25 protein-coding genes and 1 tRNA gene are annotated in these 19,572 nt (G+C 43.3%); all 26 read left to right on the forward strand.

What is annotated here, in order from left to right; genetic code table 11:
* The first annotated feature begins 98 nt into the window (after window positions 1-98).
* The 26 genes from HQN88_RS08820 to HQN88_RS08945 all read left to right on the forward strand — a co-directional run bounded on the left by HQN88_RS08820 (window position 99) and on the right by HQN88_RS08945 (window position 19,549).
* Window positions 99-704: a genetic competence negative regulator gene (locus tag HQN88_RS08820; RefSeq protein ID WP_056614457.1), complete on the forward strand. Its 606-nt coding sequence runs from the start codon at window positions 99-101 to the stop codon at window positions 702-704.
* A 182-nt stretch (window positions 705-886) separates the two neighbouring features.
* Window positions 887-1,594, forward strand: a complete 708-nt coding sequence (gene prsW, locus HQN88_RS08825; protein WP_173110149.1) for a glutamic-type intramembrane protease PrsW — start codon at window positions 887-889, stop codon at window positions 1,592-1,594.
* A 58-nt stretch (window positions 1,595-1,652) separates the two neighbouring features.
* Window positions 1,653-1,811 (forward strand): hypothetical protein, encoded by a 159-nt coding sequence (locus tag HQN88_RS08830; protein WP_173110151.1) that lies wholly within the window; start codon window positions 1,653-1,655, stop codon window positions 1,809-1,811.
* Window positions 1,812-1,974: 163 nt separating this feature from the next.
* Window positions 1,975-3,345, forward strand: coding sequence for a germination protein YpeB (gene ypeB / locus HQN88_RS08835; RefSeq protein ID WP_173110153.1), 1,371 nt, complete (start codon window positions 1,975-1,977; stop codon window positions 3,343-3,345).
* An 88-nt stretch (window positions 3,346-3,433) separates the two neighbouring features.
* A complete protein-coding gene (locus HQN88_RS08840; RefSeq protein ID WP_337995176.1) occupies window positions 3,434-4,096 on the forward strand; it encodes a flagellar brake protein in 663 nt (220 codons plus the stop codon).
* A gap of 66 nt (window positions 4,097-4,162) precedes the next feature.
* Entirely contained in the window at window positions 4,163-4,387 is a 225-nt protein-coding gene (locus HQN88_RS08845; RefSeq protein WP_173110157.1) for a hypothetical protein, read from the forward strand.
* A gap of 139 nt (window positions 4,388-4,526) precedes the next feature.
* Window positions 4,527-5,210, forward strand: a complete 684-nt coding sequence (gene cmk, locus HQN88_RS08850) for a (d)CMP kinase (RefSeq protein ID WP_173110159.1) — start codon at window positions 4,527-4,529, stop codon at window positions 5,208-5,210.
* 2 nt (window positions 5,211-5,212) lie between these two features.
* Entirely contained in the window at window positions 5,213-5,794 is a 582-nt protein-coding gene (locus HQN88_RS08855; protein ID WP_056614442.1) for a lysophospholipid acyltransferase family protein, read from the forward strand.
* 150 nt (window positions 5,795-5,944) lie between these two features.
* The gene (gene rpsA, locus HQN88_RS08860) at window positions 5,945-7,258 is read left to right on the forward strand and encodes a 30S ribosomal protein S1 (RefSeq protein WP_173110161.1); all 1,314 of its coding nucleotides are present in this window, start codon (window positions 5,945-5,947) and stop codon (window positions 7,256-7,258) included.
* A gap of 30 nt (window positions 7,259-7,288) precedes the next feature.
* Window positions 7,289-8,347 (forward strand): type 2 isopentenyl-diphosphate Delta-isomerase, encoded by a 1,059-nt coding sequence (fni, locus tag HQN88_RS08865; RefSeq protein WP_173110164.1) that lies wholly within the window; start codon window positions 7,289-7,291, stop codon window positions 8,345-8,347.
* A 130-nt stretch (window positions 8,348-8,477) separates the two neighbouring features.
* Window positions 8,478-9,098, forward strand: a complete 621-nt coding sequence (locus HQN88_RS08870) for a YphA family membrane protein (protein WP_173110166.1) — start codon at window positions 8,478-8,480, stop codon at window positions 9,096-9,098.
* A gap of 10 nt (window positions 9,099-9,108) precedes the next feature.
* A complete protein-coding gene (locus tag HQN88_RS08875; RefSeq protein WP_173110480.1) occupies window positions 9,109-10,014 on the forward strand; it encodes a YIEGIA family protein in 906 nt (301 codons plus the stop codon).
* Between the two features lie 7 nt (window positions 10,015-10,021).
* On the forward strand, window positions 10,022-10,201 hold the full coding sequence (locus HQN88_RS08880; protein WP_173110168.1) for a capping complex subunit for YIEGIA: 180 nt from the start codon (window positions 10,022-10,024) through the stop codon (window positions 10,199-10,201).
* A gap of 129 nt (window positions 10,202-10,330) precedes the next feature.
* Window positions 10,331-11,656 (forward strand): ribosome biogenesis GTPase Der, encoded by a 1,326-nt coding sequence (gene der / locus HQN88_RS08885; RefSeq protein WP_173110170.1) that lies wholly within the window; start codon window positions 10,331-10,333, stop codon window positions 11,654-11,656.
* Window positions 11,657-11,669: 13 nt separating this feature from the next.
* Window positions 11,670-12,272, forward strand: coding sequence for a glycerol-3-phosphate 1-O-acyltransferase PlsY (plsY, locus tag HQN88_RS08890; protein WP_173110172.1), 603 nt, complete (start codon window positions 11,670-11,672; stop codon window positions 12,270-12,272).
* Between the two features lie 31 nt (window positions 12,273-12,303).
* Entirely contained in the window at window positions 12,304-13,329 is a 1,026-nt protein-coding gene (locus tag HQN88_RS08895) for an NAD(P)H-dependent glycerol-3-phosphate dehydrogenase (RefSeq protein ID WP_173110174.1), read from the forward strand.
* A gap of 112 nt (window positions 13,330-13,441) precedes the next feature.
* Complete coding sequence (locus tag HQN88_RS08900) at window positions 13,442-13,708, forward strand: stage VI sporulation protein F (RefSeq protein ID WP_173110482.1); 267 nt, start codon at window positions 13,442-13,444, stop codon at window positions 13,706-13,708.
* Window positions 13,709-13,807: 99 nt separating this feature from the next.
* Window positions 13,808-13,987: a DUF2768 family protein gene (locus HQN88_RS08905; RefSeq protein WP_173110176.1), complete on the forward strand. Its 180-nt coding sequence runs from the start codon at window positions 13,808-13,810 to the stop codon at window positions 13,985-13,987.
* A gap of 21 nt (window positions 13,988-14,008) precedes the next feature.
* Window positions 14,009-14,302, forward strand: a complete 294-nt coding sequence (locus HQN88_RS08910; protein WP_173110178.1) for a 2Fe-2S iron-sulfur cluster-binding protein — start codon at window positions 14,009-14,011, stop codon at window positions 14,300-14,302.
* A gap of 25 nt (window positions 14,303-14,327) precedes the next feature.
* Complete coding sequence (locus tag HQN88_RS08915; protein ID WP_173110180.1) at window positions 14,328-14,918, forward strand: nucleotidyltransferase domain-containing protein; 591 nt, start codon at window positions 14,328-14,330, stop codon at window positions 14,916-14,918.
* A 2-nt stretch (window positions 14,919-14,920) separates the two neighbouring features.
* Window positions 14,921-15,271, forward strand: a complete 351-nt coding sequence (locus tag HQN88_RS08920) for a 2Fe-2S iron-sulfur cluster-binding protein (RefSeq protein ID WP_420794158.1) — start codon at window positions 14,921-14,923, stop codon at window positions 15,269-15,271.
* Window positions 15,272-15,292: 21 nt separating this feature from the next.
* On the forward strand, window positions 15,293-16,036 hold the full coding sequence (locus HQN88_RS08925) for a hypothetical protein (protein ID WP_173110182.1): 744 nt from the start codon (window positions 15,293-15,295) through the stop codon (window positions 16,034-16,036).
* 249 nt (window positions 16,037-16,285) lie between these two features.
* On the forward strand, window positions 16,286-17,764 hold the full coding sequence (gene spoIVA, locus HQN88_RS08930; protein ID WP_056614411.1) for a stage IV sporulation protein A: 1,479 nt from the start codon (window positions 16,286-16,288) through the stop codon (window positions 17,762-17,764).
* Between the two features lie 246 nt (window positions 17,765-18,010).
* A complete protein-coding gene (locus HQN88_RS08935; RefSeq protein WP_056614405.1) occupies window positions 18,011-18,283 on the forward strand; it encodes an HU family DNA-binding protein in 273 nt (90 codons plus the stop codon).
* A 161-nt stretch (window positions 18,284-18,444) separates the two neighbouring features.
* Window positions 18,445-18,518: transfer RNA gene (locus HQN88_RS08940), tRNA-Pro, on the forward strand.
* A gap of 113 nt (window positions 18,519-18,631) precedes the next feature.
* Window positions 18,632-19,549 (forward strand): phosphatase PAP2 family protein, encoded by a 918-nt coding sequence (locus HQN88_RS08945; RefSeq protein ID WP_246320147.1) that lies wholly within the window; start codon window positions 18,632-18,634, stop codon window positions 19,547-19,549.
* Window positions 19,550-19,572 lie beyond the last annotated feature (23 nt).

Raw genomic sequence — 19,572 nt, forward strand, 5'->3', positions numbered from 1 at the left:
TCACCTTTTTATTTTTCTAACATATTCTGATTGAAATAAGGTGACCATGCTTTCGATGCAAGCTTTCCAAATTGGAGAGCTCAAAGGAGGATCCTATCATGAAAATAGAACGCTTAAGTCAGGATAAGATACGGATTTTCCTAACATTCGATGACTTAACTGAACGTGGAATTCAAAAAGACGACATGTGGAGAGAAATTCCGAAAGTGCACGAGTTGTTTAGTGAGATGATGGATCAAGCCTATTCGGAGCTCGGATTTGACCCGTCCGGCCCGCTTGCTGTTGAGGTATTCGCCCTCCCAGCGCAAGGAATGGTTGTTATCGTAACTAGAGGCAAGCTTGATTTGTATGCGAGTTCTGATGCATATGATGATCATGAAGCTGAAGAAGTGTACGAAATGGAAGTTACGCTTGAACAAAGCGATCTAATCTCCTATGCTTTCCGTGATTTTGAAGATCTGCTGCGTGTATCCAAAGTAATTAATCCCCTTCTGATGGAAGGCGGTACCCTTTATTCGTATAAAGGGAAATATATTTTACAGCTAGAACCTGTAGATCTTGAGGAGAACAAGTATCAAGCTCTTATCGCGGTCTTGTCTGAGTTCGGTGAAGCTTCTTCAGTGACCTTGGCCGTTCTTGAGGAATACGGGAAAACAATCATTGCAGATGATGCCGTTAAGGTGCTCTGCCGCCATTTCAAATAATTGGGACTCGCGTCCTAATGCATGAGAATGAAACAAGCATCTGCCAAAAACAACCGTTTTTGAGGATGCTTGTTTTGTTTTCCATAATACGCAACTAAGGTCGTTAATGTTACACGTAGAAATGTTTAGTCAGAACGACTATAATAGAAGTATGTATTTCAAATTACGAGGGGAGCTGGAACATGCATATCGTGCCTATTTTATTGGCAGCCATAGCGCCAGGTCTCTCATTGCTCGCCTACTTTTACCTAAAGGATCGGTACGAAACAGAACCTATTCATTTGGTGATACGGATGTTTCTCTTCGGTGTACTTCTCGTTTATCCGACGATGGTTCTACAGAACGCATTTATCCAGGAGTTCGGCAATGGCACGATTATGACATCCTTTTTTCTCTCAGGAGGAATTGAAGAGTTTCTGAAGTGGTTGTTACTGTATCACTTGATTTTCCGTCACGAAGCTTTCGACGAGCCATACGACGGGATTGTGTATGCGGTGGCAGTAAGTCTTGGCTTTGCAACATTGGAGAATATTATATACGCATTCTTACACGCTTCTTCTTTCTCGGCATTGATGCTTCGTGCGCTATTGCCCGTATCGGGACACGCTCTATTTGGTGTCATGATGGGGTATTACATGGGCAAAGCCAAATTCGTTCCTCATAAGCAAAATAGGTATTTATGGATGTCACTGTTGCTGCCAATCGCTTGGCACGGTGCTTTTGATTATATTTTGCTTGTATTCAAAAATAACTGGATTTGGGTTATGATTCCGCTTATGACTTTTTTATGGTTACGGTCAATATGGCGTGTAGATCGTGCGAATGCACATTCTCCTCTACGCGTTGTGACTGTAGATGAGAAGATTAAAATGGGAAGATTTGGGTCATAATGACTGTATATTTCTTGAACTCCATTACATGGAATGGGGAAAGACCGGGAGGGTATACATGTCATTAACGACGCGCGTGAAAGTGAAGATCCGATGTCGGTTATGTGGTGAGAAGTTCGTATTGCGAGGCAAGCAGGAAAAAGACAAGGTTGAAACTGGATTTCGGCAATGCATATGCAGTAACGAGCACGATTTTGAAATAGAAACGGAAAGTTAGCAAGAGGCCATTCTTCCGAATAGGCCTTTTTTTGCATGTGCTAAATGATAAACGCCTCCGTCCAACTAGGAAAGTGTAGCCGTTTATTTTATGTCAATCCTGCATAAACCTGCCTCCGCGCGTAAAAACTAAGCGCAAGATTGGGTATGAAAGGAGCAGTTCTGTGTATAAAAGATTAAGTATCGTCATGTTTCCATTTCTATTGCTGGCATTAATCGGTGCATCTGTGTGGGGGTATTTGGAACACCAAGAAAAGAATACGATATTAATTAAAGCGGAGAATCAGTATCAACGCGCGTTTCATGACCTGTCCTTTCACATGGATAAGCTACATACGGAATTAGGCAATACATTGGCGGTAAATGAAACTTCGGAGCCATCCTATCGGAAAGGGTTGGTTAATGTTTGGCGTTTAACAAGTCAAGCACAGAGCGACATCACACAATTGCCATTAATGCTGCTGCCTTTTAACAAAACGGAAGATTTCCTAGCAAATATGGCTAATTTCTCTTACCGCATGTCTGTTCGCGATATGACGAAGCAGCCTTTAACCGAAGCAGAAATGAATACTTTGAACACCTTGTATGCACATTCGGCTGATATTACCAAAGAAATTCGGGGTGTACAAAATAAAGTAATAGCAAATAATTTGCGATGGATGGATGTAGAGACTGCGCTCGCATCCGAGAATGAAATGCACGACAATGCGATTATCGATGGGTTTAAGATCGTGGATAAACAAGTTGGCGGATATGATGAGTTGAATTGGGGAACAGGCAGCTTAAATGTATTCTCCAAAAATGATGTCAAAATGCTGACGGGCAATGATATGACGGCAGATCAAATTAAAAAGAAAGCTATCGATTTCCTTGGCGTTAAAGATTCAAGTAGCATTAAAGTAGTTGAGAACGGCGGAAGTGCACCTGAGTTTCAAAGTTATAGTGTTGTTATCCCAAGCACTGATGCCTCGAAAACCGATACGCAAATGGATTTTACCAAAAAAGGAGGTCACCTGATCTATTTTATGAAATCACGTGATGTTCCAGCGGCGAAATTTAATCTTCGCCAAGCCAGAGATGTGGCGAACGAATTCCTGGATGTTCATGAATACAAGGATTTAAGTGCTATTAGTTATGATCAATATCAGAATACTGCGACCATTCTTTTTGCAAAGAAAGAAAATAATGTCACCATATATCCGGAACAAGTTACGGTTAAAGTTGCTTTAGATACGCTTGAAGTTACAGGGCTCCAAGCAACCAATTATATCTATTCACAAAAGCAACGCAAGATCGGCCAACCGAAAATTACGGTAGACCAAGCACGTAAGCAACTGAGTTCTAAAATGAAAGTGACAGGTGAATCACTTGCGATTATCAAAAATGATCTGGACGAAGAAGTTCTCTGTCATGAATTTATCGGAACGATGAATAACAATATCTATCGTGTTTATGTGAATGCAGATGTGGGTATGGAAGAGAAAATAGAGACAATACGTCAGGATCAAGTGGAAGCTGCAAAAGGAAAATCATAGGAAGAAGGGGCAGGATATCATCCTGCTTCTTTTTTTTCTATCTAAATGGTGAGGTCATGGTATAATTGATGCATAATACTTCGCGGAGGTGCGGAAATTGCTTCCTAAGGTCAACCAGATTTTACATATGCAGATGAACAGTATTGATGAAGAAGAGTCCAAAATCGAATATAAGTCTAGAATTGCGGATGTGACAGAAAACGCGATTATCATTGAAATTCCTTTAAATGAAAAGACAGGTCGATTAAAAAAACTTTATCAAGGTGATGAGATTAGTGCTCATTTCCTTGGACAAGGCGGCGTGAAACATTATTTCACAACTGAGGTTGTAGCTTTTACGGAAGATGTTATTCGCTTGATCGAACTAAGGCTTCCAGAATTAAGCGCCATTACGCAAATACAACGCAGAAATTTCCTTCGCGTATTAGCCGAATTAGAAATCGCCGTGAAGCTGAACGACCAGATCCAGTTTATCGGATTGACCGATGATGTTGGCGGTGGCGGTATTTCATTTATATGTGATGGACATATTCCGATAGGTTTAAATGCAATCATTTCTTGTTGGGTACTTGCACCATTCAAGAATGGTACAATCGAGCATATTCCGTTTACTGGAGAAGTTGTACGCGTGAAAGCTACCGAGACGGGGAAACAATTAGTCATGATTCGATTCGCTGATATCGCGGACAGAGAGCGGCAGAAACTAATTCGTTTTTGCTTTGAGCGACAAATGGATTTTCGTAAACGCTAGGGATTGAGAGATTATCACTAAGGGTATACTGCTATGCATATCGGATGCGAGCAGGAGTGTGATCTCATGTCGAAGGAGCAAGAGCCAGAACCGTATGAACAGTTGTTTTTACGCTTTTCTACGAAAGTAGAGAAGGTTATTATTAGATCAGTGATTTTTGTTGTTATATTGCTAGTTTGTGTACAAGCATTATTGCAAAATGCGTATATTCGCAAGCATTTCACTCGTGTCGAGCCACTCGAAGGGCAACCGTATATCGTACCGGAACACCCTCTAAGAGAACGCTCTTAAGCGTATGAAATCAAGGTGGGATAGAACCCAAGTTTTGCATATGACCATGTTGTGTGGTATAATTTCTAGTAATTAGCAGGCAAGTGCCTGCTTTTTTGTTCGTAAGGTACTGTGAAGTATTGTTAGGAGGAACAGCAGCTTGGATAAGTTCAATATTGCCATAGATGGTCCTGCTGGAGCCGGTAAAAGCACCATAGCACGGCTAGTTGCCGGTGCGCTTGGTTTTATTTACGTGGATACAGGAGCCATGTATCGAGCAGTAACGTGGAAAGTACAGCAAGAAGGGCTGCTACCTGAGCAAGAAACAGAAGTGGCTACGCTCGCCAATCGTATGCAGATTGAGCTCATCCCTGGAGATGAAGGGCAGCAGGTCATCGTAGATGGTGTTGATGTGACGAAAGCGATTCGGAGTGCGGACGTAACGACACATGTTTCACAAATTGCCAGCTATGGAGCTGTACGTCATTTGTTAGTGGCACTTCAGCAGCAAATGACTGTTTCCAAAGGCGTAGTCATGGACGGCCGTGACATTGGTACGCATGTTATGCCAGATGCAGAAATCAAGGTTTTCTTAACTGCGAGTGTGAAGGAACGTGCTGAGCGCCGATTCAAGGAATTAGAAAACAGTGGTACGAATTCACTGACTCTTTCCGAATTGGAGCAGGATATCGCGCGTCGCGATCAATTCGATGAGGCGAGGGAAATTTCACCACTGCGTAGGGCGCATGATGCCGTGTTGATGGACAGTACGTCAATGACGATCGAAGAAGTTGTGGACGAAATTCTTGGACTTTGTAAGGACAAAGTCGGAGGTGGCAAATAAAGATGCTATATCGCATCGGAAGAGCCTTATTTCGATTTATTTTCACTGTTTTTTTCCGAATGCGTGCTATCGGAATGGAAAATGTTCCAACGCAAGGTGCAGTTGTTTTGTGTGGTAATCATACTAGCTTCTTGGACCCACCATTCTTAGGTTCACCACTGCGCCGCAAGGTGCATTTCATGGCCAAGGCGGAGCTGTTTGATATACCAGTACTTGGGTCTATCATATCTAAAGTAGGCGCATTCCCAGTTAAACGCGGAGGCGTAAGCAGAGAGTCGATTCGACTTGCTGTGCAGCTGCTGCGTGACGGCAACATGCTTGGTGTTTTTCCAGAAGGATCTAGAAGCAATGCGGGTGGAATGGGGAAAAAAGGCGCTGCTAGTCTGGCATTGAAATCGGGCGCGGCAGTTGTTCCGGTAGCCATCGTAGGTACCTACTCTCTTTTCCGTCGAATGACGATCGTTTATGGTAAACCACTTGATATGAGCGCTTATGAAGGCGGTAGCTCAGAGGATCTGGAGCAGGCGACTGAAGCGATTATGAAAGAAATTCGCCGACTACATACAGTTACTAGTAAAGCATAATCACAAATGTATGGAATCGAAAGCTTGGAATTATACTAACCATAAAGTGTTGTGAACTTATTATTGTGTTTGAAACAGAGTAGGAGCTTGACTGCTGCTTTGTGACTTATAAATTATTTTTGTTGGTTGTAAATAGAGGAGGCTAATCTCATGTCAGATGAAGTAAAAGTTGAAGATCAATCACAGGAAGCTCAAGAAACGGCCGTATCACAAGCAGAAGCAGAGCACGCGCTTAATAACGTTGCTGTGTTGAAGAAAGGCGCTACAGTAAAAGGCAAAATCGTTAAAGTAGACGCTGATCAAGCTTTCGTAGATATCGGTTACAAATACGATGGCGTCATCCCAGTTCGTGAACTTTCATCCGTAAGCTTGAATGATGCTGCGCAAGCAGTCGAGCTTGGCCAAGAAGTAGAATTGAAGATCGTTTCCATCAATGATGCGAAAGAAACATTGGTATTGTCCAAACGTGTTGTTGACAACGAGAAAGCTTGGGAAACGCTTCAAGGACAACTTGAAAGCAAAGAAATTATCGAAGCAGCTGTTGCTGAGGTAGTTAAAGGCGGATTAGTTGTGGATATTGGTGTACGTGGTTTCGTACCGGCATCCATGGTTGAGCGTCAATTCGTTGAAGATTTCTCTTCCTACAAAGGCCGCACATTGCGTCTTCGTGTGAAAGAAATTGATCGCGAGAAAAACAAAGTCATCCTTTCCCAAAAAGATATTTTGGATGAAGAGTTCGAAACGAACAAGAAAAAAATCATCGAAGGTCTTCAAGTTGGTCAAGTACTAGATGGTACTGTACAACGTTTGACACAATTCGGTGCATTTGTTGACATCGGTGGTATTGATGGACTTGTTCATATTTCAGAACTAGCTTGGCAACATGTTGAACAAGCTTCCGATGTTGTTAAAGAAGGAGACAAAGTTAAGGTGCAAATCCTTAAGTTGGATCCATCCAATGACAAAATCAGCTTGAGCATCAAAGCTACGCAAGATGGTCCTTGGTCCAATGTTGAGCGTGATTTCAAAGCTGGTGATATCGTAACAGGTACAGTTAAACGTCTTGCAGCTTTCGGCGCATTCGTTGAAGTGGCACCAGGTGTTGAGGGTCTTGTTCACATTTCCCAAATCGCACACCGCCACATCGGTACTCCGCATGAAGTTTTGAAAGAAGGCCAAGAAGTACAAGTGAAAATCTTGGAAATCAACCTTGCTGAGAAACGCGTTAGCTTAAGCATTAAAGATACAGAGGATGCTCCTGAAGCACCTGCTGGTGCAGCGGCGCCGTCATCAGCTGGCAAACCGGAAAGAGAAAGACAACCGCGCGGAGATCGTGACCGTGGTAACAGCGCTAGTCACCAAAAAGAAATTGCTGGTAACGAAAACGTATCCCTAAGCAACCAAGGCTTGTCCATGACACTTGGTGAGCGTTTTGGAGATAAACTGGCTAAATTCAAAAAATAAATAGATCCAATTTCTAGGGAGGGTACAGAAATGCGCATCTCACGCAAAATGGAGCATGTCCATTACGCGCTGGAGCTTGGTCAAACCCGTCAACAAGGGTTGGCGGATATCAAGCTTGTGCATAACTGTCTTCCTGAGACTTCGACGGATCATATTGCTTTAACAACCACAATCGGCGATCTCACTATGAGTTCGCCGATTTTAATTAATGCAATGACCGGCGGCGCTCACGAGACAGAGAGCATTAATCGCGAATTGGCCATACTAGCCAGGGAGAAAGGTTTACCTATGGCAGTTGGTTCCCAGATGTCAGCTATTAAGAATAGTGAAGTAGCGTCAAGCTATGAAGTGGTGCGGCGCGAGAATCCGAATGGTATCATCTTTGCTAATTTGGGGAGCGAAGCCACAACGGAGCAAGCGTTACGTGCAGTTGATATGATAGAAGCGAATGCGCTTCAAATCCATCTCAACGTAATGCAAGAACTGATTATGCCTGAAGGTGATCGCAGTTTTATTGGCATGCTTGGACGCATTGAAAATATTGTTCGCCATTCGTCAGTCCCGGTAATTGTGAAAGAAGTAGGATTTGGCATTTCTCGTGATAATGCGAAGCAGTTGAGAGATATTGGTGTTCAGGTGCTCGATGTGGGGGGCTCAGGCGGCACGAATTTTGCTGCTATTGAAAATGCGAGACGACCTGCTGCACTAGATTGGCTGAACGATTGGGGTACACCGACAAGTATGACTTTATTAGAAACCCTATCTGTATATCCATGGGGTTCTATTATTGCGTCAGGCGGCATTACAAATGCTTTAGAAGCAGCGAAAGCACTTACCTTAGGCGCATCAGCAGTGGGTATGGCAGGCGCATTTCTCAAGGTATTGCGTGTGGATGGCGTAGATGCACTTCACGCTTATGCAGAAGAGCTTCACCAAGGACTCATCTTAATTATGACGGCGTTAGGCGCTAATTCGATTCATGCCCTTACGGGGTGTCCAGTTGTCATCGTTGGAGATACTGCAGAATGGTGTCGAACGAGAGGCATTGACTTAACTTCATACGCAGAGCGAACTAATCAGAGTAAATAATCAAAATATTGCCATACTAAGGATCAGGCAGATCTCCCTTATTACTCACTTGAGGGGGAGCCTGAAGATCCGCAAGCACATTGATGACAGAGGAAGTCATCGATGCTACGCAAGCTAGGGTGGTTTGATTATGAATGCCGGTTATCTGTCGCTTATTCTCCTTTGCATCACGTTGATCTTGCTGGCCAGCGGTTGGAAGGAGCTGTACATCCGAAGTATATCGCATAAAGGCATGCTTCTTTTTTTTGTCTCTTGGCTGATCGGATCGAGAGTAACCGTGACGATACAACACATACATCTCCAGCTTGTTTATGTTGTTGTACTAACGATCGCCATTAGTATTCTTTATGTCACACAAGGTTTTATACATAAGCTTCATCTGCTTTCCATAGGACTTCTAATCGGTTCACTCCATTTTCTATTTCAACAACTGTTAGAAATGGACCCTATTCTCATCATTCGCAATTCTGAATGGCAGACTGCCCTATTGATTGCCATCGTGGCGGTAGTTGTTCAGCGCAATGCTTGGGAACAAATTGCAGCTATTTCGATCGGATATTTGATCGGGGATATGTATCAAGCTGGTATTCATCAAGTAGATGGATTTCATCAACTGGGTATGGCAACTTTCCAAGATCAATGGTGGCTGTCTATCTTTACAGCTAGAACGATAACGATTGTTGTACAAGCTGCATACAGTGGTTGTCGAACCGTCGTGAGAAGCTGGTTTGACCGCAGGGGGGGCAACTAACGCAATGGATATGGCTTGGTTACATACACATCGGTATACCATCGGGATTGTCATTGGTGTGATTTTTGGTATTCTATCCCGGATCAATATGCTTCGCACGGATTATCGGCAATATCCAACGTATCCACATGGCAAAATCATTCATGTCTCACTTGGCGTTATTGCTGCTGGTCTTGGAGCGGTTGCCGTTCCTGCGCTGTTGGAGAAAAATTACACAGCAGTTACGTTTCTATCTTTAGCGGCACAACAATTTAGAGATGTGCGCAATATGGAAAGACAGAGCTTAACGAAAGTGGACGAGTTAGAACTTGTGCCTCGAGGAGCGGCCTATATCGAGGGTATTGCCATGGTATTCGAAGGTCGTAATTATTTGGTTATTATGACAGCGTTTATGGCCTCCTTATTTAGTATTTTAGGTGCTTGGTACTGGGGGATCGCTGCTGGATTCATCTCAATTTGGCTCGCCAACTTTTTTAAATCGGGAAGCAAATTAGGGGACATCGCTGATATTGAACCTGTTGATATTCATATGGATGGGCCGGATGTCTCTGTGGGTTCTATTTATATGATGAACGTAGGACTTAAGGATACAAGAGAAAAAATAATGAAATACGGTCAAGGTTTTTTAATTAAGCCGAAAAATCGTAATGCACGGGTAACGATTTCTCATGTTGGCCAGAGGCAAGCCATTATGTATGATATGTCCACGCTATTCGGAGTGTATCGTGATGAGGGAGAGCCTTCTTTACGACCTATGGCTAAATTGGATCTGGACTCAGGGACGATAGGTTTACTATTACTTTTGCAGGAAAATGATAAAGAGAAAACATGCACTGCCCTTCATCGTGTACCTGTACTTGAAAGTGCTGTGCGTATGCCTTCGGAAGCTGGCGTTAATAAAAAGGAGGAGGGGTAAAGCCCTTATGTCCCAAATTCTAGCCATAGTGACATTGACGAAAGACCGAATTGCTGGCGGGGCGCCTATCTTTGTAGTTGATGGCGAAGAGGAGATGCAGAAAACCGCATTCTCATTGGAGAAAATGTTAGATGCGAATGCACATGACTTGAAAAATGGCACGATGATTCTGGTGAAACATTCCTGATCCTCCAGTGAAATAGCGCATATTTGATGGAAGTCTCAAAAGAGATTAGCCAAGGCGCCTCTTTTTTGTTATGATGTAAGTTGCGTAATTTTCCATGTCTGATCATGGAATCCGAAGGAGAGATGTAAATTGGCTAGACCGGTACTTGCAATTGTAGGCCGACCTAATGTCGGGAAATCCACCATTTTTAATCGAATCGTAGGCGATCGTATGGCGATCGTAGAAGATAAACCAGGTGTCACGCGAGATCGTTTATATGGTGTTGGTGAATGGCTTAATACATCGTTTAGTGTCATTGATACTGGCGGTATTGAAATTGATGGCGAAGATGTCATTTTGAAATCTGTTCGTGTACAAGCAGAGCTTGCCATTGAAGAAGCGGATGTCATTGTATTCATGGTTGACGCGAAAGCGGGCGTTACTCCGTCGGACGAAGAAGTAGCTCAGTTATTATTCCGCTCTAAGAAGCCAGTTGTGTTGGCTGTAAATAAAGTGGATAATTTGGCGCGACAAGATGATATTTATGAATTCTATTCCCTTGGATTCGGTGATCCTGTAGGGATATCCGGTTCGCACGGAATCGGGATTGGCGATCTCCTTGAGGTTGTTTGTAATTTATTCCCTGACAAAACAGATGATGAATATGGCGATGAAGTTGTCAAGTTTGCCTTGATTGGTCGCCCGAACGTTGGTAAATCTTCGATGACGAATGCGATTCTTGGTGAAGAGCGCGTTATTGTGAGCGACGTTGCAGGTACAACGCGTGATGCGATTGATACTCCTTTCGAGCGTGATGGACAGAAGTTCGTTATCATCGATACAGCAGGTATGCGTAAGCGTGGTAAAGTTTATGAGAACACTGAGAAATACAGTGTTATGCGGGCAATGAAAGCCATTGAGCGTGCAGATGTGGTACTCGTTGTAATCGACGGACAAGAAGGTATTATTGACCAAGATAAACATATTGCGGGCTACGCACATGAAGCAGGAAAAGCGATTGTTATTGTCGTAAATAAATGGGATATCGTTGAGAAAGATGATAAGACGATGCAACATTTCACGACGACGATTCGCGACCATTTCTTGTTCTTGAGTTATGCACCTATCGTTTTTGTATCCGCTAAAACAACACAGCGACTTCATAAATTGCTGCCTGTCATCGTACAAGTGGCTGAGAATCATGCGTTGCGTGTACAAACACATCTCCTGAATGACGTTGTTTCTGACGCGGTAGCTTACAATCCGCCGCCAACGGATAAAGGGAAGCGTCTGCGCATTAACTATGTGACACAAGTAGCCGTGAAACCGCCGGTGTTCGTTCTCTTCGTGAATGAGCCAGAGCTTATGCATTTCTCATATGAACGTTATTTGGATAACAAAATCCGTGCAGCATTTGGCTTTGAAGGAACGCCCATTCGTATCTTGAGCCGTAGAAAAACTTCGGACAAAGAATAGGAGATGTTGTACTTTGCTTTCGATAATAACAATTGTAGTGGGCTATTTACTCGGATCCATCAGCTTTAGTTATTTATTCGGAAAATGGTTTAAGGGAATTGATATCCGCAAGCACGGCAGTGGGAACGCGGGGGCAACGAATACGCTTCGCGTTCTAGGGAAGTGGCCAGCAATCCTCGTCCTGCTGTTAGATGCCTTGAAAGGCGTCGTAGCTGTCTTACTAGGCGTGTGGGCTGCCCCGGGACCTGATAACATGTGGATTCGTGTGTTGTGTGGGTTAGCAGCCATTGTAGGGCATAATTGGCCTGTGTTTTTTGGCTTCCGTGGCGGTAAAGGCATTGCGACAACCATTGGGGTCATGGCTACACTATGTTTTGTTCCTACCTTGATCGCAGGCTTAACAGCCATAGTCATCATCGCTATCACACGATTCGTATCGCTCGGCTCCCTTATTCTTACAGCACTCTTACCTTTTCTAATTTGGGGGATGGACCGGCCGTTACCTGTACTGTGGATAAGCATTTTGCTATGTGCTTTTGCCTTCTTACGTCATCGGACGAATATTGTAAAACTTATTCAAGGTAAAGAAAACAAGCTGGGCCAGAAAAGAGCCTAACGAAAAACAACTACGCGTAGGAGGGGAAACCGTGACACAAAAAGTATCGGTCCTTGTAGCTGGAAGTTGGGGGACGGCACTCGCCTCGGTATTGGCGGATAATGGGAAAGAAGTCCTTCTATGGTCTCGTAATGAAGAACAAGTGGTAGAAATTAATGAAAAGCATACGAATAGCCGTTTCCTCAAAGAAATAACACTATCTTCTTCGATTATAGCGACTCATTCTTTGCAAGAAGCTGTACAAGATGCGGATGCAATCATTATGGTGGTTCCATCTTCAGGTATGCGTGAAGTTGCTTCACGTATGCGTCCATTTTTGAAGAAAGATACACTTATTATTCATGCGACTAAGGGTTTTGAAACAGGAACCCTTAAGCGTATGACAGAGGTACTCGCGGATGAGCTCCCAGAGATGGATCCGAAGCGATTCGTCGTTCTTTCAGGACCGAGTCATGCCGAAGAAGTCATTTGTAAAATGCCGACAACTGTTGTTGTCGCTGCCGAGGATTTACAAGCTGCTGAGGTTGCTCAGGACCTGCTCATTACACGCTATTTCCGTGTGTATACGAATCCGGATGTAACAGGTGTTGAGGTAGGTGGAGCGCTTAAGAATATCATTGGGCTTGGCGCAGGGCTGACAGATGGCTTAGATTTCGGAGATAATGCGAAAGCAGCACTCGTTACTAGAGGACTAGCGGAAATTACGCGGCTAGGTACGGCAATGGGGGCAAACCCTCTTACCTTTGCTGGGTTAGCTGGGATAGGTGATTTGATCGCAACTTGTACAAGTAAACATAGCAGAAATTGGCGGGCAGGCAACAAATTGGCCAAGGGGATTCCTTTAGAAGAAGTGCTCCAAGAGATGGGAATGGTCGTAGAGGGCGTGAAAACGACGAAAGCAGCCTATGACCTGGCGAAGCGCTATGAAGTCACCATGCCAATTACGAATGAATTACATAACGTATTATTTGAAGGGAAATCTCCACAGCTTGCAGCTGGTGATCTTATGGGACGTGTGCGTACACACGAAATGGAAGAATTACCGATGACAAGATGAATAAAAGGTTGGAGATAGCCTACACCAGATCTTCTCCGCATTCATACTATACCCTATCAGGAGTTCTCAATAGCTTAGGGTATAGGAGGCGGCACAATTGGCGAATAAAGATATGTCAAAGGACATATTAAGTGTGGTCAAGAAGAAGACGGGCAAGTCCGTGACATCTAAAGATATCGAAAAAATTGCAAGTGGAGTGAAACCTTCTACTATGCAGAGTGAAGTTCAATTAAGAGCCCTCATTAAACAAGTTTCTGGATTAGTGAATGTCAAAGTATCCGAAGAAACGATTAATGATATCGTTCAAGCTGTTAAAAGCAGTAAACTGGATACCAATAATATGCAGCAATTAATGAGCATGATGTTGGGCAAGAAATGAGAAGCATGAAGGGGTTCATCCCCTTTATGCTTTTTTCTCGTTCTGTGCTATACTTACATGTGTTTCATTTTTACGATTTTTACATAAGGAGTTTATCATATGTCACCTTTAGACAAAATGTGGGCCTCATTTGTGGCCATGGGACTGATGGTTGTTGCGTCGTTTCTGATCTCTTATGCTCGTACAAGAACAACTGGCGTATGGCGCGGTGTGTTGTCTTTCATTGCATTTCTAATGTTTATTCCAATCTTACTTTTTATGTTATCTTCTTTGTTTTAACCTACCGGAGGGGAAATCATCATGTTAGAACTGAAAACACGGAAAACGCAGATAAAACTAACGCCAGAAACGGGATTAACCATTCTGGACCATGCCTTGAAGGCAGATGTGGATTGGGGATTTTCATGTACACGAGGAACCTGCGCGAGATGTCGCTGCTACGTGGCTGAAGGTCGTGAGTTGCTTACAGAGGCATCCGAGGCGGAAGAAGATCGTCTAGAGCCAGATGAGCTTGCGCATGGCTATCGTCTAGCCTGTCAATGCGTGGTAAAGCAAGTAGGAACGATTAGTGTAACGCACAAGCCTTATTTTTAAAAATTACTGCCTGAAAGGTGTGGGCATGATGAAACTGCTGGAGCCACTACTCCCGTCGATTTCGACTATTCATACTCGGTTACAGCAAGCCCATAACGTACAATGGCTAATTGGCGGAAGCTGTGGCTTACTCATGCATAACGTTGATATAGGAAGAACTCCCAGAGATTTGGATATTTATATCGATCTGAAGGATGTTCATACGGTACATAAGTTGCTGCAGCCATTCGCGATTGATAACCCGGAATTTAGTGAAACACCTATATATGCTTCGATGCTAAGTCATTATCACATTGATGGACATGTCGTTGAAGTTGTTGGAGATTTTAAAGTAAAGGCACTGGGATCCTTGTATCAAGTTGAAGTCAACTACTTACAGGAGAACCATTATTGTCCCGCCTTCATTGAGGCTTGGAAGGTTCCCGTGATGCCTTTAGCGCATGAATTTCTCTTTAATGTCCTCCGAAATCGACCTGATCGCTATGAACCAATTCTTAGAGAGATGCAAGATCATCCTGACAGACATATGCAAGCTTTGAATGATTTGATGAACCGCAATCAGTGGGGTCATGAATTTCATGTAAAGATGAACGAATTGCTAGATAGGAACCGGTGACGATGATGAGTGTGTTTGATGTTCATTTTTGGCCAGATAATAAGAAAATTAAAGTAAGACCAGGTACAACATTGTTGGACGCTGGTAATAAAGCCAAGGTCCATATTCGAACGCGTTGCGGAGCAAAGGCTGCTTGTTTAATGTGTAAAGTAAAGGTAGGCGACCAAAGTGGTCTAGCGCCACTGAATACGAATGAACGGTTGAAGCTTGGCTCCCTAGCAGATGAGGGAGTTCGTCTTGCATGCCAAGCGCGAGTAACTGGTGATGTGGAAGTACACATTCCGGAGGATCCTCTTAAGGCTGCAATTCGAGCACAGCTAGCTAGACAAGCAGAGGATGACGATTTCATTTAGACAAGATAGGATGGTTGAAGAGTGAACGTGAAACGACAACGAACCCAAGGTAGAAGTTTGCTTCTGGCACTCATCTTGGTTATTTTGCTTACAGGCTGCGCGTACCCACAAGAGCTACGGAAAGAGAATCAAATTAATCCTGCCGAATTTATTACCGTGGTGCAGCAAGCAGTTGATAGTTATCATGAAAAAACCGGTGTACTTCCCATTAAAAATAGCGAGATGACGACACCACTCTATGAGAAATATGTAATCGATTTTCCTAAACTTAAAAAAACGAATCTGCTCAGTACAGTGCCAGCGAACGCGTTTGAAAGTGGTGGTGTCTTCATCTATGTACTCGTTGATGCCGAAACGAAGCCTACAGTGAAGCTAATGGATCTATCCGCCTATCAAAGTGTGGAAGATGTACAGAAGAAAGTGAATGATTACATAGCGAAACATGGTGGCAATATGCCGCAAGGGGTCGCCATTAATGATGCATTTGCCTACGTAGATTTCAAGTTGATAGGGATGAAAGAAACTGATATTAAATCTGTATATAATCGGAAAACTGCCATTACCTACATTCTAAACAAGCAAACGGGAGAAGTAACTATTGATTATGCAATGGATATCAACACGTTCGTTAAGAATAATGCATTAGAGGCATCCTTGAAGCCGGATCAAGATTTGAGGCAAATTCTCGTAGATAAATCCTACTTTGTTCCGATTCGGAGCGTTCCCTATGCTTGGAAAGATAATCAACCTATGCCACACAACTAAATTTGAACGAACCTCTTACCCATGTGTAAGAGGTTTTTTTGTCTTTATAGAATAAGCGCAACTGACTGATCATATATTCTTTCGAAAGCCGTATGTGCTTCATAAAATATGAGCGAAAAAAAGTTGAAACGCATCTATCATATTTCTATCGAAAGTACATATATTTTTACTAGTCCAAATGAATGTACGAGTAGTCAATTGTTACCGTCACTAGCGTCAGTTGACGACCAAACTGTAGGAGGGATTCTCTTGGAGAAAGTGGATATCTTTAAGGACATTGCAGAACGAACGGGAGGGGACATTTACCTGGGGGTTGTCGGAGCAGTCCGGACAGGGAAATCAACCTTTATAAAGCGTTTTGTGGAATCTGTAGTGCTGCCGAACATTCAAAGCGAAGCGGATAGGATCCGGGCTACCGATGAACTCCCGCAGAGCGCTGCTGGCCGCACGATTATGACAACGGAGCCGAAATTCGTACCGAATACGGCGGTTCAAATTTCTGTGGCTGAAGGACTGAATGTCAATGTCCGCCTTGTTGATTGTGTCGGGTATGCAGTCGATGGCGCCAAAGGCTATGAAGACGAGAACGGACCTCGGATGATCAATACACCATGGTTCGATGAGCCGATTCCTTTCCAAGAAGCGGCTGAGATCGGAACACGGAAAGTCATTCAAGAGCACTCCACATTAGGTGTTGTGGTTACGACAGATGGCACGATCTCGGATATCCCGCGGTCTTCCTATGTATTGGCAGAGGAAAGAGTTATTAATGAGCTCAAAGAGGTCGGGAAACCGTTCATTGTGATTATTAACTCTCAGAAACCAAACAGTGAGCCTGCACTTGAGCTGCGCAGCGAGCTGCAAAGCCGCTATGATGTTCCAGTTGTAACAATGAGTGTAGCTAGCGCTGGAGAAGAAGAAATGGTCTCCGTGCTTCGTGAAGTCCTGTATGAGTTCCCGGTACATGAAGTGAATGTGAACTTGCCAAGCTGGGTTATGGTTCTAGATGAGAATCATTGGCTGCGGACACAGTTCGAAGCATCTGTTCGCGATACGGTACAGGATATCAGACGCTTACGTGATGTTGATCGTGTTGTCAGTCAATTTGCTGAATATGAGTTTATCGACAAGGCTGCATTAGCTGGCCTAAATATGGGGCAGGGTGTTGCTGAGATTGACCTCTTTGCACCAGATGAACTCTATGATCGCATTCTCGTCGAGGTCGTTGGTGTTGAAATCCGTGGGAAGGATCATCTTCTCCAGCTTATGCAGGATTTCACACATGCGAAGAGGGAATATGATCAATTCGCTGAGGCACTTGAGATGGTCAAAACAACCGGGTATGGGATAGCGCCTCCTACGCTTGCTGAGATGGCGTTAGATGAGCCTGAGTTAATCCGTCAAGGCTCCAGATTCGGCGTACGTCTAAGAGCTACCGCGCCTTCCATTCATATGATTCGAGTGGATGTAGAATCCGAGTTCTCACCGATCATCGGAACGGAGAAGCAGAGTGAAGAGCTTGTACGCTATCTAATGCAAGATTTTGAGGATAATCCACTCAAGATTTGGGAATCCGATATTTTCGGAAGATCATTGCATTCGATTGTGCGAGAAGGCATTCAAGGCAAGCTTGCTCAAATGCCAGATAATGCAAGATATAAACTTCAAGAAACGCTTGGACGTATTATTAACGAAGGATCGGGCGGCTTGATCGCTATTATTCTGTAGGAAAATGTGGACAAAAACACTCGAAAGGGTGTTTTTTGTCGTTTATTAGCGGAAAGTCCCACATAAAATGGAAATAGATACTTGAAATTGCTCCCTGAGTGTATTACTATGAATTTATTCGTCTGCTTTCAAAGTTCATTTTGCTTAGAAAATCAACGATTTTTCAGAAGTTTATGTATAATTTCTAGGAAAACGGTGAAAACAGGAAGTAACGGTAGTGAGAAATTTTGGGGGGAGGTGAATGGCATGAATAAATCTGAATTGATCAACAAAGTTGCGGAAACATCTGAGCTTTCCAAGAAAGACGCAACGAAAGCAGTAGATGCTGTTTTTGATGCAATTTCTGAAGCATTGCAAGGTGGAGATAAAGTACAATTGGTTGGATTTGGTAACTTCGAAGTTCGTGAACGTTCTGCTCGTAAAGGACGCAATCCACAGACTGGTGGAGAAATTGATATTCCAGCAAGCAAAATCCCAGCTTTCAAACCTGGTAAAGCACTTAAAGATGGCATTCAATAATTTGTATTTATACATAGGATTGAACGTTACATAATTATAAAGCCGTGGCCGCTAAATGCGGGTAGCGGCTTTATTTGTTTTGCCTGAAAATGGCTTTACAATTTGAAATTCTCCTACTATACTAACAAAAGTGAATGCGTTATTTTTGGCTGTAAACGTAACGGGGTATGGCGCAGCCTGGTAGCGCGCACCCTTGGGGTGGGTGAGGTCGCACGTTCGAATCGTGTTACTCCGATTATGACAGAGACATCGGTGTTCGATGTCTTTTTCTATTGCTAAGAAACAAAGCGAGTAGCTTTCATAAGATTGAATCTTTTGGATTACGTAGGGGGTACAGGGTTGACTAAGATGAAGTTGAATGAGCTAATAAAGTCACTGGATTGGACAATGTTCGGTATAATTGCTTCTATTTTCTTAATTTGGCAAATTGGTACGGTGGGAAACTGGAGTACAGAATGTTGGATTTTACTGTGTATCTGTTTGTTAGGTGTACGGAAGGATCAGATCGATGTAGATTGGAAACGCTTTTTTCTGATCGGCATTCCACTATTAGGTGTTTTTTATTATTTTTATGGGACAGGCAATGGTTTTTGGTGGAAAATTGCCAACTGGATGTTTGAAAATAATCGCCACCCCTGGCGCTGGGATAGCTATATGAACGCAATCCCGTTGAATACGGGGGGATGGGCAAGGTGGATCTCGACACCATTTTTGGATAGAGCAATGGTTTGGGTGTACAATTATGGTTTTGTGCTCTCGCTTTGGATCTGTATTGTTCGCAGCTTCTGGACGCGTAGTATCAAAAAAATGTTGTCTTACGCGCTTTCGGGGCATATGCTGCAATTTCCGCTAATCTTGCCTTTTTATAATTTGATTCTGCTTCATGAAGTATGGTATGTAAATAAGCAACCAGATTTACTGCATCGTGTGTTTGCGGATGAAAACTCCCTTTTAGTAGCCGTAATGAATTGTTTTCCTAGTATGCATACATCCATCTCGTTTGCAATGCTGCTACTTGCACTGCGGGAGAAGGATCGAATTTTTAAATACATGATGGTCACGTATTGTTCGGCTATTATTTTTTCGACGCTGTATTTGCAAATTCATTGGGTAATCGATGTCATCGCAGGCATGTTATTCGCTTATGGAACCGTTAAATTGACGGATCTTCTTATTCGCTTAGGATCTACGTATGCTTTGCCAGCGAAGTTCAAACAATTTTATCGGAAACAGGCAAAATCAGCGCCTTCTGAATTAACTATGTAGGACATGTTGACTTCCAGTTGCTT

The sequence above is a fragment of the Paenibacillus qinlingensis genome (genome assembly GCF_013204845.1).
In the GTDB taxonomy this organism is placed as follows: Bacteria; Bacillota; Bacilli; order Paenibacillales; family NBRC-103111; genus Paenibacillus_E; species Paenibacillus_E qinlingensis.